The 15,491-nt window shown below is 47.1% G+C and carries 15 protein-coding genes; 11 read left to right on the top strand and 4 right to left on the bottom strand.

The window, feature by feature from the left end; all coding sequences use genetic code 11:
• The first annotated feature begins 79 nt into the window (after positions 1–79).
• Positions 80–1,744, top strand: a complete 1,665-nt coding sequence (locus VN379_RS24745) for a nucleoside kinase (protein ID WP_325538800.1) — start codon at positions 80–82, stop codon at positions 1,742–1,744.
• 54 nt (positions 1,745–1,798) lie between these two features.
• Here the strand turns inward: VN379_RS24745 and VN379_RS24740 are convergent, their stop codons facing one another.
• Positions 1,799–3,184: a [Fe-Fe] hydrogenase large subunit C-terminal domain-containing protein gene (locus VN379_RS24740; protein WP_325538799.1), complete on the bottom strand. Its 1,386-nt coding sequence runs from the start codon at positions 3,182–3,184 to the stop codon at positions 1,799–1,801.
• A 195-nt stretch (positions 3,185–3,379) separates the two neighbouring features.
• Here VN379_RS24740 and VN379_RS24735 point away from each other — a divergent pair, with 195 nt between their 5' ends.
• The 3 genes from VN379_RS24735 to VN379_RS24725 all read left to right on the top strand — a co-directional run bounded on the left by VN379_RS24735 (position 3,380) and on the right by VN379_RS24725 (position 5,473).
• Positions 3,380–4,684 carry an APC family permease gene (locus VN379_RS24735; RefSeq protein WP_325538798.1) on the top strand — a complete coding sequence of 435 codons (1,305 nt, stop codon included), beginning with the start codon at positions 3,380–3,382 and terminating at the stop codon, positions 4,682–4,684.
• A gap of 111 nt (positions 4,685–4,795) precedes the next feature.
• On the top strand, positions 4,796–5,029 hold the full coding sequence (locus VN379_RS24730) for a hypothetical protein (RefSeq protein ID WP_325538797.1): 234 nt from the start codon (positions 4,796–4,798) through the stop codon (positions 5,027–5,029).
• A gap of 57 nt (positions 5,030–5,086) precedes the next feature.
• Positions 5,087–5,473, top strand: a complete 387-nt coding sequence (locus tag VN379_RS24725) for a DUF1540 domain-containing protein (RefSeq protein WP_325538796.1) — start codon at positions 5,087–5,089, stop codon at positions 5,471–5,473.
• Positions 5,474–5,535: 62 nt separating this feature from the next.
• Here VN379_RS24725 and VN379_RS24720 read toward each other — a convergent pair whose 3' ends face one another.
• On the bottom strand, positions 5,536–5,745 hold the full coding sequence (locus tag VN379_RS24720) for a DUF896 domain-containing protein (RefSeq protein ID WP_325538795.1): 210 nt from the start codon (positions 5,743–5,745) through the stop codon (positions 5,536–5,538).
• Between the two features lie 139 nt (positions 5,746–5,884).
• Here VN379_RS24720 and VN379_RS24715 point away from each other — a divergent pair, with 139 nt between their 5' ends.
• From VN379_RS24715 to VN379_RS24700, 4 genes are all read left to right on the top strand, one after another.
• A complete protein-coding gene (locus VN379_RS24715) occupies positions 5,885–6,646 on the top strand; it encodes a flavin reductase (RefSeq protein WP_325538794.1) in 762 nt (253 codons plus the stop codon).
• Positions 6,647–6,659: 13 nt separating this feature from the next.
• Positions 6,660–7,586, top strand: coding sequence for an NAD(P)/FAD-dependent oxidoreductase (locus tag VN379_RS24710; RefSeq protein ID WP_325538793.1), 927 nt, complete (start codon positions 6,660–6,662; stop codon positions 7,584–7,586).
• A 143-nt stretch (positions 7,587–7,729) separates the two neighbouring features.
• Positions 7,730–7,999 (top strand): ACT domain-containing protein, encoded by a 270-nt coding sequence (locus tag VN379_RS24705; RefSeq protein WP_325524494.1) that lies wholly within the window; start codon positions 7,730–7,732, stop codon positions 7,997–7,999.
• A gap of 18 nt (positions 8,000–8,017) precedes the next feature.
• Positions 8,018–9,376: a PFL family protein gene (locus tag VN379_RS24700; RefSeq protein ID WP_325538792.1), complete on the top strand. Its 1,359-nt coding sequence runs from the start codon at positions 8,018–8,020 to the stop codon at positions 9,374–9,376.
• A 63-nt stretch (positions 9,377–9,439) separates the two neighbouring features.
• Here VN379_RS24700 and VN379_RS24695 read toward each other — a convergent pair whose 3' ends face one another.
• The gene (locus VN379_RS24695; RefSeq protein WP_325538791.1) at positions 9,440–9,757 is read right to left on the bottom strand and encodes a hypothetical protein; all 318 of its coding nucleotides are present in this window, start codon (positions 9,755–9,757) and stop codon (positions 9,440–9,442) included.
• A gap of 126 nt (positions 9,758–9,883) precedes the next feature.
• On the opposite strand from VN379_RS24695, the gene VN379_RS24690 reads away from it, so the two are divergent.
• From VN379_RS24690 to VN379_RS24680, 3 genes are all read left to right on the top strand, one after another.
• Entirely contained in the window at positions 9,884–10,672 is a 789-nt protein-coding gene (locus VN379_RS24690) for an inositol monophosphatase family protein (protein ID WP_325538790.1), read from the top strand.
• 23 nt (positions 10,673–10,695) lie between these two features.
• Positions 10,696–11,862: a DEAD/DEAH box helicase gene (locus VN379_RS24685; RefSeq protein WP_325538789.1), complete on the top strand. Its 1,167-nt coding sequence runs from the start codon at positions 10,696–10,698 to the stop codon at positions 11,860–11,862.
• A gap of 217 nt (positions 11,863–12,079) precedes the next feature.
• Positions 12,080–14,086, top strand: a complete 2,007-nt coding sequence (locus tag VN379_RS24680) for a DNA topoisomerase III (protein ID WP_325538788.1) — start codon at positions 12,080–12,082, stop codon at positions 14,084–14,086.
• Here the strand turns inward: VN379_RS24680 and VN379_RS24675 are convergent, their stop codons facing one another.
• Positions 14,087–15,421: a DEAD/DEAH box helicase gene (locus tag VN379_RS24675; protein ID WP_414715038.1), complete on the bottom strand. Its 1,335-nt coding sequence runs from the start codon at positions 15,419–15,421 to the stop codon at positions 14,087–14,089.
• Positions 15,422–15,491 lie beyond the last annotated feature (70 nt).

The raw sequence follows: 15,491 nt of genomic DNA, 5'->3' as shown, positions 1-15,491 counted from the left end.
GCAGGAAATCGAGGGAATATAGTTGAATTTATTTATATATAGTTTAGAGAGAGTTTGGCGATAGTAAGGGGGCCTTCAGGTGTCAGAAAAAATTAATGTAACATTTTCTAATGGCCGCATTGCCGAGTACAACAAGGGGGTAAGTCTGGTAGAGGTTAGCCGGGATGCCGCTCACAGATACACTACACCGGTAGTAGCAGCCAAAGTGAACAATGCAATAAGAGATTTGCAAAGTGTTCTGGATCAGGATAGTGTGGTAGACTTTCTTGACCTTCATACTGATGAAGGGATGAAAGTGTATCAACGAAGCTTAACCTTAGTAATGATTGCAGCTGCTCAGGAATTATTTCCTGGCTGTGAAGTAACAGTCGAGCATTCATTAAGCAAAGGACTGTATTGTGAGTTGCATCATGAACGGGAGGTAACGCCTGAAGATATTTCCAGACTTGACCGGCAGATGCGCCAAATTATTATTGAAGACCGTCAGATTGTCCGCAAGACTTTACCTATAGCGGAAGCAATTGAGCTATTTAAGGCAGCAGGGCAGAAGGAGAAAGTCAGTCTGCTGGAACAGCTTGACAGGGAGAAGGTCAGTATTTACTACTGTGGTCAGGTGTACGACTATTTTTACGGTACAATGACGCCCTCTACTGCCTATCTTAAAGTCTTTGAACTTCGATATTATCCACCGGGAATTATTCTTCGCCTACCAGAAAAGGGCAATCCTGATCTGCTGCCCAAATTTGTTGAGAACCCTAAATTATTTAAGGTATTTCAAGAGGGTGCGCAGTGGGGAAATATTTTAAAATGCAGTTATGTTCCTACTCTGAATGAGTGTAGTAAGAGTAATGATATAAAGGACATTATTAGGGTAGCCGAAGCCTTGCATGAGAAAAAAGTTGCTCAAATTGCCGATTTTGTTTCTTCCCATCGCAATGAGGTGAGAGTTATTTTAGTAGCAGGACCGTCGTCCTCTGGTAAAACCACATTTGCTCAACGGCTTAACATTCAGCTAAGAGTGAATGGGGTATGGCCTGTGCCGGTCTCATTAGACGATTATTTTGTTGACCGCTGCCATACCCCCCTTGATGAGCACGGTGATTATGATTTTGAGGCCATTGAAGCCATTGATCTGGATTTGTTTAATGCACACTTAGCCCGGATTTTAGCTGGAGAAGAAGTGGAATTACCTACCTTTAATTTTAAAACAGGTGAGCGGGAATACCGCGGACACCGGATTAAGGTGGATAAAGGTCAACCGCTGATTATTGAAGGCATACATGGCCTTAATGAACGGTTAACGGCAGCTGTTCCCCGGCACTGTAAGATAAAGATCTATGTTAGTGCACTGACGCAGCTGTCGATTGATAATCATAACAGGATTCCAACAACAGACGCCAGGCTCATTCGAAGGATTGTCCGCGACAGTCAGTTCCGTTCTCATGATGCCCTCATGACGCTGAAGATGTGGCCGTCAGTTCGCCGTGGAGAAGAACGCAATATTTTTCCGTTCCAGGAAGAAGCTGATGTGATGTTTAATTCTGCACTCATTTATGAGCTGGCAGTGCTTAAAAAATATGCTGAGCCACTCTTGGAAAAGGTTACACGGGAGCACCCCGAGTATTCTGAAGCCAGGAGATTGCTTAATTTTCTGGAGTACTTTAGTCTGGTGGAAGATGATGAAATTCCAAATAATTCAATACTGCGCGAGTTTATCGGTAAATCTTGTTTCGAGAAAAATTAGCGATAACAGTAATACCCCTGCCTTTTACGGCAGGGGTATTTTTGATAAAAAAGATCATTTAGGATCAAGCTTACGGGCCAAAATCGCTGCCATTTTGCTTGAGCCGGTCATGGTTGGCATGCCACGGTAATGACCGAGTTTTGCCAGAATAGAATATACTTGTGGATTTTCTACAGGTGTATGAGCATGGGCGGCATTGCTATAGTCATTTACCTGACTGGTACCCAGCTCAGATGGAATAATCCGGCCCGGGCCACCTACACATCCGCCTTTACAGGCCATGCCTTCAATAAAGTTAGCCTCAAGGTTGCCAGCTCTAATCTCTTCCAGCAGTTTAGTGCAGTCAGGTATCCCGTCGACTTTGACAGGCTTGAATTTTTCGGCCCGGCGGGGAATCAGTTTCTCAAGCGTAGTGCCGACTGCTGCGCTGACACCGCCCGTCCGGGCATAAAGACGGCCGCACCAGGAGGCCAATGGATTCTCTTCGTCCGGTTCGGCGGCCGGGTTGATTTCAGCTGCAGCAAAGATCGTCTGCAGTTCCTGAAAGGTCAGGACAAAGTCAATGGCACCTTTCAGGTCAGGCAGCTGAGCCTCAGATTTTTTCGCAACACAGGGGCCGATAAATACAACCTTTGCCTCAGGTTCGAGTTCTTTAATAACCCGGCCGGAGGCAACCATGGGGGATACTGAGGGTGATATATGTCCCATTAAGTCTGGGAATTTATTTTCAATTAATTTAATCCAAATCGGGCAGCAGCAACTGGTAATCAAAAAATCATGCTCATCCTGGACGTGTTTATCATATTCAAACGCTTCTTTAATCGTAATAAGGTCGGCATATAAGGCAGTTTCCACCATTTCGTTAAAGCCCAGCTTCAGCAATGCACTGCGCAGTTTACCTGCGGTTACTTCAGGACCAAATTGACCGGCAAAAGCAGGTGCTACTGACGCATACACTTTGTGGCTATGCTGGCGGAGCAGATTGATAAGTGGGACAAACTGGGATTTATCGGCCAAAGCGCCAAACTCGCAGGCACTAATACAATAGCCGTCATTGGCACATTTATTTCTGTCAATAGAAGGCTGGCCAAGCTCATCGCGAGTAATAGCGCCAAGAGGGCAAGCTTTTTCACACTCTGCACCCTTACAATCCTGACAAGCTTCCGGATTAGCAACAACAACAGGCTCGCTGCCCATGCCCATTAAGGCCTCTTCATCATACTCATTGATAACTTCTTCGGAATTATTGGGCTCAAGCCCCATGGCAATGCGAATCTGATTAGCGACAAGCCGGCGGGTCGCCCTATCTTCAAATTCTTGCTGCAACAAGCGGCATATTTCTTCTTTACGTTCGAATAGATGGCCTTCCCAAGCAGCCTTTGCTACCTGGTACAGGATGCGCGGTCTAATGTTAAGATCTGGAGGAGTAAGCTTTGCCATAGTTATCACCTATCCAATTATGATATTATCATCTTATTCTGACTGTTTTTGCAGAAATCACTGTTGTAGTTTGTGTATTTTTTTGATATTGTAGTAGCTATATGTCTCGCAGTAAAGAATTTTGTAGGCACAGCCTGAGCGTGTTGCAAAATTTTAACGCGTTATATAATATTTCTTTTATGATTAGGAGTTTATATGAATCAAAAACCTGCTTTGAGAAAAGACCTTAATTTACTGGCTGCTACAGCATTAGTTGTTGGTATGGTAATTGGCTCCGGGATTTTTATGAAACCAGGCAAAGTCATTGTAGCCGCCGGGGATTCAACGATGGCGCTTATTGCCTGGGGCTTAGGCGGTATTATCACCATCGCTGCCGGGCTTACGGTAGCCGAGCTTGGAGCACAAATCCCGAGAACCGGTGGCCTATATGCTTATCTAGACGAAGTCTATGGCAAGATGTGGGGGTATCTGTTTGGCTGGGTGCAAGCCTTAATTTACGGTCCGGCAACTACGGGTGCGCTTGGCTTGTATTTTTCATCGCTACTACTGCCTTTTTTTAGTTTGCCGGCAGATTGGAAACTGCCTGTTGCTATTTTAACAGTTGCTTTCTTAGGGGGCGTTAATGCGCTTGGGACTAAGTATGGCGGTTTTATTCAGTCGGTATCGACAGCGGCCAAGCTTGTGCCTATAGTGCTTATTGCAGTATTTGGCCTCTGGAAAGGCAACGGCCAGATCCTGAGCATGCCCAGTGGTGTGGCAGAAACTGCTGGCATGGGGGCAGCCATTCTGGCTACTCTGTGGGCGTATGACGGTTGGATAAACGTTAGCTTTGTCGCCGGTGAGATGAAGAATCCGGCGAGAGAGCTGCCACGCTCAATTATTATTGGCTTAGGTATTGTCATTATTGCTTATCTCTCTGTAAATATAGCGTTGCTTCATGTGTTGCCTGCTTCAGAGATTGCCCTGCTGGGAAATCGTGCTGCCGGTACGGCTGCAGGGTTATTGTTTGGTGAAATAGGCGGCAGGCTTATCAGTGTCGGTATCCTGATTTCAATTTTTGGTGCCCTCAACGGTTATATATTAACAGGTGCCCGGGTACCTTATGCTATGGCTCAGAATGGCCTGCTACCCGGCTCAAAACTATTGGGTCAGGTGCACAGTAGGTCAGGTGCCCCTGCCAATGCCCTGGTACTCGGGGTCATCCTGGCTACAGCCCTGATGACACTCGGAGATCCTGACAGGTTGACCGATATGGCCATGTTTATTATTTGGATCTTTTATATTTTAGCCTTTGTGGCGGTCTTTATTTTGCGCAGGCATAACCCTGCTGCCAAACGACCGTATAGTGTTCCCGGTTACCCGGTAGTACCCGCTATTGCCATCGCAGGTTCAGTGTATATTGCCTTTAGTATGCTGATAAATAATCCTGGGGATGCTGTTTATGCACTTGGTATTACATTGACCGGTATTCCAGTCTATTTATTTTTGCAAAGAAAATAGTAGAATCCCAATAGGTGTAAAGAGATAAATTCTCTTTTACACCTGTTTTTTTGACTAGGATGCAGATGGGGTGAACAAACTAATTATGAGGTTAGTGACGAGGTGTTAACCATGGAGATGGTTTGTCCGCTGTGTAACGCAATGCAGGCAATTGAAGAAAATTGTCCTTGTTGTGGTCAGCTTATGATTGACGGTGGTTCAGTGAATAATTATCTTGGTCCATACAGTCCATATGTAGAAACTGCATCACTGCCGTTTCAGTCTGCGGGCCATTGTGTCCATCTTTTGTATTGCCCTGTATGTGATTATGATGTCCGGGTGGCGCTGGCGCTTGTGAGCATTTAAATGGCATAAAAGTTGGCAAACTGACAGATAATATCAAAAAACAAAGGAGTGATAACTATGTCCAATCCAGTGGTTAAGTGTAGTGTTGATCAATGTACCCACTATATGCCTGGTGATCAGTGTATGGCTGCCAAAATAAGCGTGTATAATGACGAAGTGGAAGGTGCTTCCGCTAAGTCTAAGGATACCCTGTGCAAAGCTTTTCATCATCGCAAAACAATGGGTGATATGGTTGGTGCTTTCCACAATGCTAATATTGGCGGCACGATGTCGGCCCCATTTTTGGAAGGAACTCAAATCACTCCGGCGGTAGAATGTTTTGTTAACAACTGTAAATTCTGGGACAACGGTAACTATTGTAATGCCGAAAACATTCATGTAGCTGGTTTCAATGCTTCCAAAACTACCGATACTGACTGTGAAACATTCCAATCGGCCGATTAATTAACTGATGCAAAACAAGCCGCTAACACCACACAGGGTGTTAGCGGCTTATTCTGCTTAGATTAGTGCTGGCTATGGCAACCGCAGTTACAATGGTCGTCATGCTCTACAACCTTCACACAATCAAGCTGGGCTTTAACCTGGGCTTTCATATGATCAATATAAAGGCGGCGCAGACCTGCCTGTTCAGCGCGTTCACTGTCAGTAAGACCGGCGTCACGGCTCTTTTTGGCTAACTCATTGATTCTGGCAATGACTTCAGGCGTTATCATTACAGGGCACCTCACTTGTCGTAATAAATTTATTGCATAGAAAAATACTAGCAAATTATTGACAAATGTGCAAGCATAGCTGAGAATAACAATTACAGGAAAAATAATGTCGATTTTTTAATGGGAAAGGTGAGAACATATGAAGAAGTGGCGTTGTAATGTATGCGGCTACATACATGAGGGAGAAAACCCTCCGGCAGAATGCCCGATTTGCGGTGTTGGCCCTGAAGATTTTTCGATAGAGAAAGAAACGGCTGCTGAGCGGCAGGTAGCGGCAAAACGCTGGAAGTGTACTGTGTGTGATTATGTTCATGAGGGCGACACGCCCCCTGACAACTGCCCCTTATGCGGTGTAGGGTCTGAATTATTCGTGCTATTGTTGGACGAGACCATGCAGCTAACCCGGGCAGCAGTGGCTGAGGCTGGCCAGGAAACTGCTAACTCAGCCCTTGACAAAATTAGCTATGGACTGTATATCGTTACCTCTGTGAAGGATAATAAAATCAATGGACAGTGCTGTAACACAGTCTTTCAAGTGACAAGCAAACCTTTGCGTATATCAATTTGTCTTAATAAAAACAATCTTACCCATGAATATGTCATGGCTAGCGGTGTTTTTGCTGTGTCCATGCTGGGAAGCGATCAAACAGACGCCGTCCGCCGGTTTGGCTATAAATCCGGTCGTGATACCGATAAGTTTGCCGGTGTAGATTATATTGCCGGAAAAAACGGCTGTCCGATTCTCACCAATTGCCTTGCCTATGTGGAAGCGAAAGTAATGCCGGAAAAAACGGTAGACATAGGAAGTCATACCCTATTTATCGCAGATGTTACCGCCGGCAGAATGGTAGCAAATGCCGAGGCACTGACATATAGTTTATACAGGAGAAGTAAACGTTAAAGGGTGATGGCTTTTGTATGAGCTGATCATTATTGGCGGAGGGCCGGCCGGGATGACGGCTGCCGTGTACGCCGCACGTAAGCGGATGAATGCCCTGATGCTAATGAAAGAGTTTGGCGGACAGCCGATGTGGACCATGGATATTGAGAATTATATGGGCTATCAGTTTATTACCGGACCGGAACTTATGGAGAAGTTTGATGACCAGGTAAAAAAGTTCCCTATTGAAATAAAGTATGAGGAAGTCACAGGCCTTGCTGTCAATGCTGGTGGAAGCTTTACTGTAACCAGTGATGGGGGCGAATATCAGGCTGAAAGCGTCATTGTTGCCTCAGGCAAGCGGCCGCGCCGTCTGGAAGTGCCGGGTGAGACAGAGTTTACCGGTCGGGGTGTCAGTTATTGTGCTACTTGTGATGGGCCGTTGTTTGCAGGTAAGACAGTAGCCGTGATTGGTGGCGGCAACTCAGCCCTGCAGGCAGCGATCGAGGTCAGTAAGGTCGCTGAGAAGGTGTACCTTATATCATTACTGAACCGTTATCAGGCTGACCCCATCGTTGTCGAGAAACTTAGGGAACTGCAACAGCCTGTTATCGAGTTAATCGGCTATACGACTAAAGCGGTTAAAGGATCTCAGACTGTTGAAAAGCTGGTCATTGCCAAGGTCGGTGAAAATAACGAAATTGAGCTTGATGTGCAGGGCGTATTTGTCGAAATCGGGTTGATGCCTAACTCTGAATATTGTGAGGGGCTGCTTAATTTTAACGAATACCGGGAAGTCGTCACTGACTGCCGCACCCGCACCAATATTCCGGGCTTGTTTGCTGCCGGTGATGTGAACAACGGGCCTGATAAGCAAATTGTTATTGCCGCCGGCGATGGCGCAAAAGCGGCTCTGGTTGCCTATGAATACCTGCTGCACAAGCGAAGAGTACAAAGATAAATGTAAGCATTATATGCACAAATTGACACCTGTCATGTGCGACAGGTGTTTTTTCTTTACATATACTTGGCTTTTCCGGGAAAATGAGTATAATATTATCATACCATCTAGGCTATAATACAAAATTTATGGAGTGTGAGAATATGAAAACTGTCATAACAATTGTCGGGCAGGACAGGGTAGGCATTATTGCCATGGTCAGCAACATTCTGGCCGAGAACAATGTTAACATCCTTAATATCAATCAAAATATACTTGAGGGCTTCTTTAATATGGTGATGCTGGTCGATATGACTCAGTCCATTATCAGCCTGAAAGACCTGGGCCAGCTGCTTGGCGGCAAAGGTGCTGCTATGGGGCTTGAGATTAAAGTGCAGCATGAAGATATATTTCGCAGCATGCACCGTATATAGGTAGGGGGCAAAATTACTATGTTCACATTACAGGATGTCCATGAAACTAACCGCATGATCGAAGAAAATAAGCTTGATATCCGGACAATTACGATGGGTATCAGCCTGCGCGACTGCGGCCATCCCGATATTAAGGATCTTTGCCAAAATATTTATGACAAGGTGACCCGGACTGCTGAAAAGCTGGTTAAGACGGGTGAAGATATAGAGGCTGAGTATGGTATTCCTATTATCAATAAGCGTATTTCGGTAACCCCGATTGCTATTGTTGCCGAGAGCTGTCATGCTGACAGCTATGTTGCGGTAGCGCAGGCGCTGGATGCTGCCGCCAAAGAAGTGGGTGTAAACTTTATCGGTGGTTTTTCGGCGCTTGTTGAAAAAGGCTATACTAAGGGTGATCATATCCTGATCCGTTCGATCCCGGAAGCGTTGGCTATTACCGAGCGGGTGTGTTCGTCGGTCAATCTGGGATCAACTAAAGCCGGCATTAATATGGATTGTGTTCGCGAAATGGGCGAGATTATCAAACGTACCGCCGAATTAACAAAAGACAGAGATGCCTTAGGCTGTGCCAAGTTAGTGGTATTTACCAATGTGCCTGAGGACAACCCCTTTATGGCCGGTGCTTTCCATGGTGTGGGCGAGCCTGAGACCACGATTCATGTTGGTGTAAGCGGTCCTGGTGTTGTTAAGCGGGCCTTGGAAGATGTACGCGGGCGGGATTTTAGCACAGTTGCTGAAACCATCAAACGCACTGCTTTTAAGATTACCCGTGTTGGCCAGCTGGTGGCCCAGGAAGCAGCACGGCGGCTAGGCCATCCTTTCGGCATTATTGATTTGTCCCTGGCGCCGACACCTGCGGTTGGTGACAGTGTGGCTCATATCCTGGAAGAAATGGGTATTGAAAGCTGTGGAGCACCTGGAACAACAGCGGCCCTGGCACTCTTAAACGATGCCGTCAAAAAAGGCGGTCTGATGGCCTCCTCCCATGTCGGCGGTCTGAGCGGGGCCTTTATCCCGGTTAGTGAGGATGCCGGCATGATTGCTGCTGTTGAGCGCGGCAGCCTGTCTTTAGAAAAGCTGGAGGCAATGACCTGCGTGTGCTCGGTCGGTCTGGACATGATCGCGGTACCTGGCGATACCTCAGCAGCCACGATTTCAGCAATTATTGCTGATGAGGCCGCTATCGGCATGATTAATAACAAGACAACAGCAGTACGGATTATCCCTGTACCAGGTAAAGCAGTGGGGGACACAGTCGAGTTTGGCGGACTGCTGGGCTACAGCCCGATACTCTCTGTCAGCAAGTTTAAATCAGATGACTTTATTGCCCGGGGTGGCAGGATTCCGGCTCCGATCCGCAGTCTGACCAACTAAAAAAGGGTATAATAAAGGCGGGATTGCTTCTTTACAGAGCAATCCCGCCTTTTTGGATCTCTTTTAGAATGTTTCGTTTGCTTCCCTGTGTTTCACAATGGCATCAAGCCTGGTCTCATTTGTTGGGGCTTCAGTCCAGAGCTCTTTAAACGCAGTTGAACTTTTGAAGCTGGCGCTCCAGAGATAGGAATCCTCCGGGGTATAGTAAGCAAAGATGATCCCCTGGTTTAAATCCTTGGGCATAGTGCCCTCATCATTGGTAATCAGGGCATAATTGCCTGCCGGGGTAAGCTCAATGCCCAGCACAACCATGCTATCCTCGATCTCTGTTTCTTCAAAACCCAGCGATTCGTAAAATGATATAATAGTTTCACTGCTCATTACGTATCATCTCCATATTCTAATTAAAATGGGTACCCTTGCCATATTAAAGGGTTTGAGCCCTCTAACGTTGAATTAAGCCATGAGAATCATTAAAAAGGGACATAATTAAATGGGGTGATCAACATGGATCATACAATTGATTTATTCGGCGTCATTAACAGGCTTAAACAGCTTGTTGTAGAAATAGGCAAACTCCAGCAGGAAAACCTGGGGAGCGCCAAGCTGGCCTTTGCTATAAAATCAACCGCGATTGATATCGTCACTGAAATTGACAAAAAATCAGAAGAGAAAATAATTGCTTTTGTCAAAGAATATTATCCCTCCCATGCAGTACTTGCTGAAGAGTCTGGACGGTCGGAGGCTCAGTCGGACTATTTATGGATTATTGACCCACTGGATGGTACAACAAACTATGCCCAGGGGCTGCCGATATTCTCGATCTCAATTGCCCTTGAATATCGTGGACAAACGATTCTCGGCATGGTTTATGCACCTGTCCTTGACGAGCTATATTATGCGGTGCGCGGTCAAGGTGCCTTCTTAAATAACCGGCCTATTCATGTCTCAAACAAAACCCAGCTGCTGGACAGCGTGCTGGCAACAGGGTTCCCCTATGATGTGGCAGAACATCCAGCCAATAATATAAACTATTTTACCAGGTTATTGCCAAAAACGCGAGCAATACGAAGATTTGGCTCAGCTGCCTACGATTTAGCCAGTGTAGCGTGCGGCCGCTTTGACGGTTACTGGGAGCTAAATCTTTCACAATGGGATGCGGCAGCCGGAATTTTGCTGGTGGAGGAAGCCGGTGGTATTGTCGCCCCTTTCCGGCAAGACCGGAAGGTTTCCATCATTGCTGGTAATAATACCATTGTGGGGCAAATTTATAACGAGATAAAAACGCTGCAATAGCTGGAGGTTGAATATACACTATTATGACTACAAACTTTGAACAATTAGGGCTGATCGCGCCTCTGACTGCAGGAATGACCACTGCCGGTATCTCTGTCCCGACTGCCATCCAGGCGGAGGTTATACCGGCAGCGCTGGCAGGCAAAGACATTATCGGGCAATCACCGACAGGTACAGGCAAAACACTGGCTTATCTGTTGCCGCTCTTTCAAAAAATAGATACTACTAAGCGTGAGACACAGGTGCTAATCCTGGCGCCAACCCATGAATTGGCGATTCAGATCCAGCGGCAAATCGAATTGTTGATAACAAATTCAGACCTGCCGGTAACTGCGACCCCGATTATTGGTGATGTCAATATTATGCGGCAAATTGATAAACTTAAAGAAAAGCCGCATATCATTACCGGCTCAGGCGGGCGAATCCTTGAGTTGATCCAAAAAAAGAAGATTAACACCCAGACCATTAAAACAATTATTCTTGATGAAGCAGACCGGCTGCTTGATGATAAAAACGCAGATAACGTCAAAGCAGTCATCAAGACCACGCAAAAAGACCGGCAGCTATTGGCTTTCTCGGCGACAATACCGCCAGCAGCACTGAGCCGGGTGCAAGAACTGATGCACAGCCCTGTTGAGATACTGTCAGCGCAGAATAAGCCTGAGGATAAACCTGATATTGAACATGTCTATTTTGTGTCAGAGCGGCGGGATAAATTTGAGGTGCTGCGCAAAATCGTGAATAGCATTAATATTGACCAGGCCCTGGTGTTCATCAATCGCAGTGATGATGTGGAGCTAACTGTTGATAAGCTTAACTATCACGGTTTAATAGCAGCCGGTATCCATGGGAAATTTCTTAAAGAAGACCGGAAAAAAGCCATGGAAGGCTTCAGGAATGGGAAGCTTCAACTGCTGGTAGCCTCAGATTTGGCTGCCCGGGGGCTTGATATCCCCGGGGTTGAGTATGTCTTTCACTTAGACTTGCCGGAAGACCCGGAGGTCTATCTGCACCGCTCCGGACGAACCGGACGGGCCGGTGCAAGTGGTGTGTCTATCGCAATTATCACACCACGGGAGGCTGCGCTAATTGATCATTATGAGAAAGTCTTACAAATAAAAATGTTGCCTAAACACGTTACTCACGGTAAAGTTCTTGATAAGAGAACTGCCTCCCATAGGCCCAAATAACCAATGCTAAACGGTACTGGTGAACCAGTACCGTTTAATAATGTCCAGACGGCATTGTTATTATTTATCGCCGGTGTGCTATAGTTCACTAATATTTTGCTTGTGCTTATTAGTGGCAGACACGCCAATAATTATGGTAGAATGTAAGATGGTACAGGTGGAACTCAGTAATTCTGCCATTTTCTAAAAACCAGTTAAGAATGGTTGAGGTGCGACTTTGAGATTATACATTGCAGAAAAACCGAGCATGGCGGCCGAAATCGCCAAATGCCTGCCAGGGCCGGTAAGCCGCAAGGATGGCTATATCAGTACCGGCGGCGGTATAATTACCTGGGGGTATGGCCATATTCTGCGTCAGGCTGAGCCGGACGAATATGACCCCAAGTATGGGAAATGGCGGGCAGAGGATCTGCCGATCATCCCGCAAAGCTGGAAGCTGCTTGTTGCCGATTCCTGTAAAAAACAGTTTGAGATCATCAAAAACCTGATTGACCAGGCAAGCGAAATTGTTCATGCCGGTGACCCTGACCGTGAGGGACAATTACTGATAGATGAAGTACTCGACTATGTAAATAATCAGAAACCGGTGCGCCGGATTCTCTTAAATGCTCTTGATGAGCAGAGTATCAAAAAAGCTATTACCAGCCTGCGTGATAATCAGGATTTCTACAACCTGAAGCAGTCTGCCCTGGCCAGATCACGCGCTGACTGGCTTATTGGCATGAACCTGTCCCGGGCGTATACCCTGGCTGCCCAGCAGGCCGGACACCGAACGACGCTGCCGGTGGGGCGGGTTAAGACCCCCACACTGGCGCTTGTTGTCCGCCGGGAACGTGAGATTGAAGGCTTCAAACAGGCTGACTACTTCACGCTAAAGGCCGATTTTAGCCAGCATGACACTGTGTTTACCGCATATTGGAAGCCACGGGAGAATCAGCCGGGGCTTGATACGGAAGGCCGGCTGGCTGATAAGGCCATTGCTCAGGCCCTGCTGGAGACGCTGCAGGCTGCCACTGAGCCGGCAGCGGTCATCTTGTGTGAAACCACTGAAAAAAAAGAACCGCAGCGGCTGCCGCTGGCTCTGTCGACACTGCAGGTTATGGCCGGAAAGCGATTCAGCTATGACCCGCAGCTGGTGCTGGATACCGCGCAGAAGCTGTATGAAAAGAAACTGACAACATACCCGCGTTCCGATTGTGAATTTTTGCCTGAATCCCAGCATGATGATGCCAGGGCAATTCTGCATAATCTAAGCGGTCTTGCCCATACCGAGCTGGCAGGCTGGTCAGGCAAGGCTGAACCAGTGACAAAAAGCCGGGCCTGGAACGACAAAAAAATCACAGCCCATCATGCGATTATTCCAACGGTAGAGCGCTGTAATTTTGCCACCTTAAGTGAATCTGAGCGGAATATCTACTTTCTTATTGCGCAAGCCTATATTGCCCAATTTTACCCGGTGCATGTCTATGACCAAACACGGGCTGAACTGGATTATGCCGGTGAACGTTTTACCGCCAATGGCCGGATTATCAAGGAATTAGGCTGGAAAGAGCTATACGGTGCTGAGGCTGACGAAAAGAAAGAGGAAGACGGTGGAGCACTGCCGGCTATGACCAAAGGGGATCAGCCACTGTTTGTCAAGGCGTCGGCTGACAAAAAATCGACTAAAGCGCCAGGCCGGTTCACCGCAGCCACCCTTTTAGCGGCAATGAAAGAAATTCATAAATATGTAAAAAATCCTGATCTGAAAAAACAGCTCAAGGATGTGGCCGGCATTGGGACTGAGGCTACCCGGGCCACGATCATCAAAGAGCTGACTGAACGCGGTTTTTTGCGGGAGGAAACCAAGAAAAAATATCTCAAACCAACCGAACCGGCGTACTTGCTTGTTGATATTCTGCCGGAAGAGATTACATATCCTGATTTTACCGCCTTGTGGGAGGATATCCTGCACCAGATGGCTGCCGGCAATGCGAGTCTGGATACCTTCTTGGGGCAGCAGGCCCGTTTTGCATCAAGTCTTTGCACTAAGGCGAAAGGTGCTGCCATCCCGCTAAAAGGTGAGCATCATTGTCCGCGCTGCCGCAAAGGGGTACTGCAATTAAAAAACGGCAAACACGGCAAGTTTTGGGGCTGTTCGCGTTACCCGGCCTGCCGGGCCTCTTTTGATGATAAAAATGATAAACCGGCACTACCACCGGTAAAAGAACAAGGGCAAGGCTGATTACGCCTTGCCCTTGGATGTTTTAGCACGCTTGTCACTATATTTTTTGCTGCCTGCGGTTCTGTCGGCAGGTTTCGGTTTACGGCGGCTTCTTAAGTTATTGCCGCCATGGCCGTCTGCTTTTTTATCACCAGTCTTCTTTTCAGCGGTGGCTGTTTTTTCTACAATCCGCTTTGGTGCTGCCGTGATGGCGGCCTTGCCGGCGTTTTTGATTACTTTTTGACCATTGGCTTTGTATTTTTCGATGGTGGATTTAATACCCTGCTCAATCATTCGTAAATACAGGTGTTCACCTGGAACAACAAATGTAATGGCTGTCCCGGTTTGACCGGCCCGTCCGGTGCGGCCGATACGGTGGATATAGCTTTCTGGGTCATGGGAGATATCATAACTAAATACATGGGTTACACCTTCGATATCCAGGCCACGGGCGGCAATATCTGTGGCAACTAAGATCTGTAGTTTAGCGTCGCTAAAGCGTTTCATAACCTGAGTACGCTTAGCCTGTGACAGGTCGCCGTGCAATTCATCAGATTTGTAGCCGCGCTGAATGAGCGCCGTATTAACCGCTTTAGCCCGGTCTTTGGTATGGCAGAAAACAATCGCCAGATAAGGCTGGGCTTCGTCAATCATGCTGCAGAGTTTATCGAGTTTTTCGGCCTCCGGCAGTTCAATGATAATCTGTTTAATCTCATCTAAGGTTACGTTTTGAGTCTGAATGTGGATATCTGCCGGTTTAGTCATATACCGCGCAGCCAGCGCCCGGACTTTTGGCGGCATAGTGGCAGAGAACAGCATGGTTTGGCGTTTAGATGAGGTCAGTTGGATAACCTCCTCCACCTCATCTAAAAAGCCCATGTGGAGCATCTGGTCTGCCTCATCCAGCACCAGTTTTGTTACCCCGGAAAGCACCAGTGTTTTACGCCGGACGTGGTCAAGCAGCCGGCCCGGCGTGCCAATTACCAGGTGGGGCTGTCCGCGCAATTTGCGAATTTGTTCGTCTACATCCTGCCCGCCGTAAACAGATAACACATTAATCTCAAGTACATCAGCGATTTTTCTCGCCTCAGCTGTGATCTGCAGCGTTAGTTCACGGGTCGGGGTGATAATCAGGGCCTGGACATGCGGGGCCGTTCCCCTGATTTTTTCTAAAATGGGCAGCAAAAACGCCAGCGTTTTGCCTGTACCTGTCTGGGATTGGGCGATTACATCTTTACCTGCCATAAGCACCGGAATGGTTTGTATCTGTACCGGGGTAGGCTGGGTAATGCCAGTTTCTTTTAAAAATTGAGTCAGTTCAGGCCGAATGCCTAATGCTGAAAAGTTTGTCGACATCAGAGAACACCTTTCTTTTCTGAGAATTGCCGTTAGTTCAGTTTGTGCAAGCCTGCGAGCGGCTATGCGT

The sequence above is a fragment of the Sporomusa sp. genome (assembly GCF_035561255.1).
GTDB lineage: Bacteria > Bacillota > Negativicutes > Sporomusales > Sporomusaceae > Sporomusa.
This window is presented reverse-complemented; position numbering and strand designations above follow the sequence as displayed.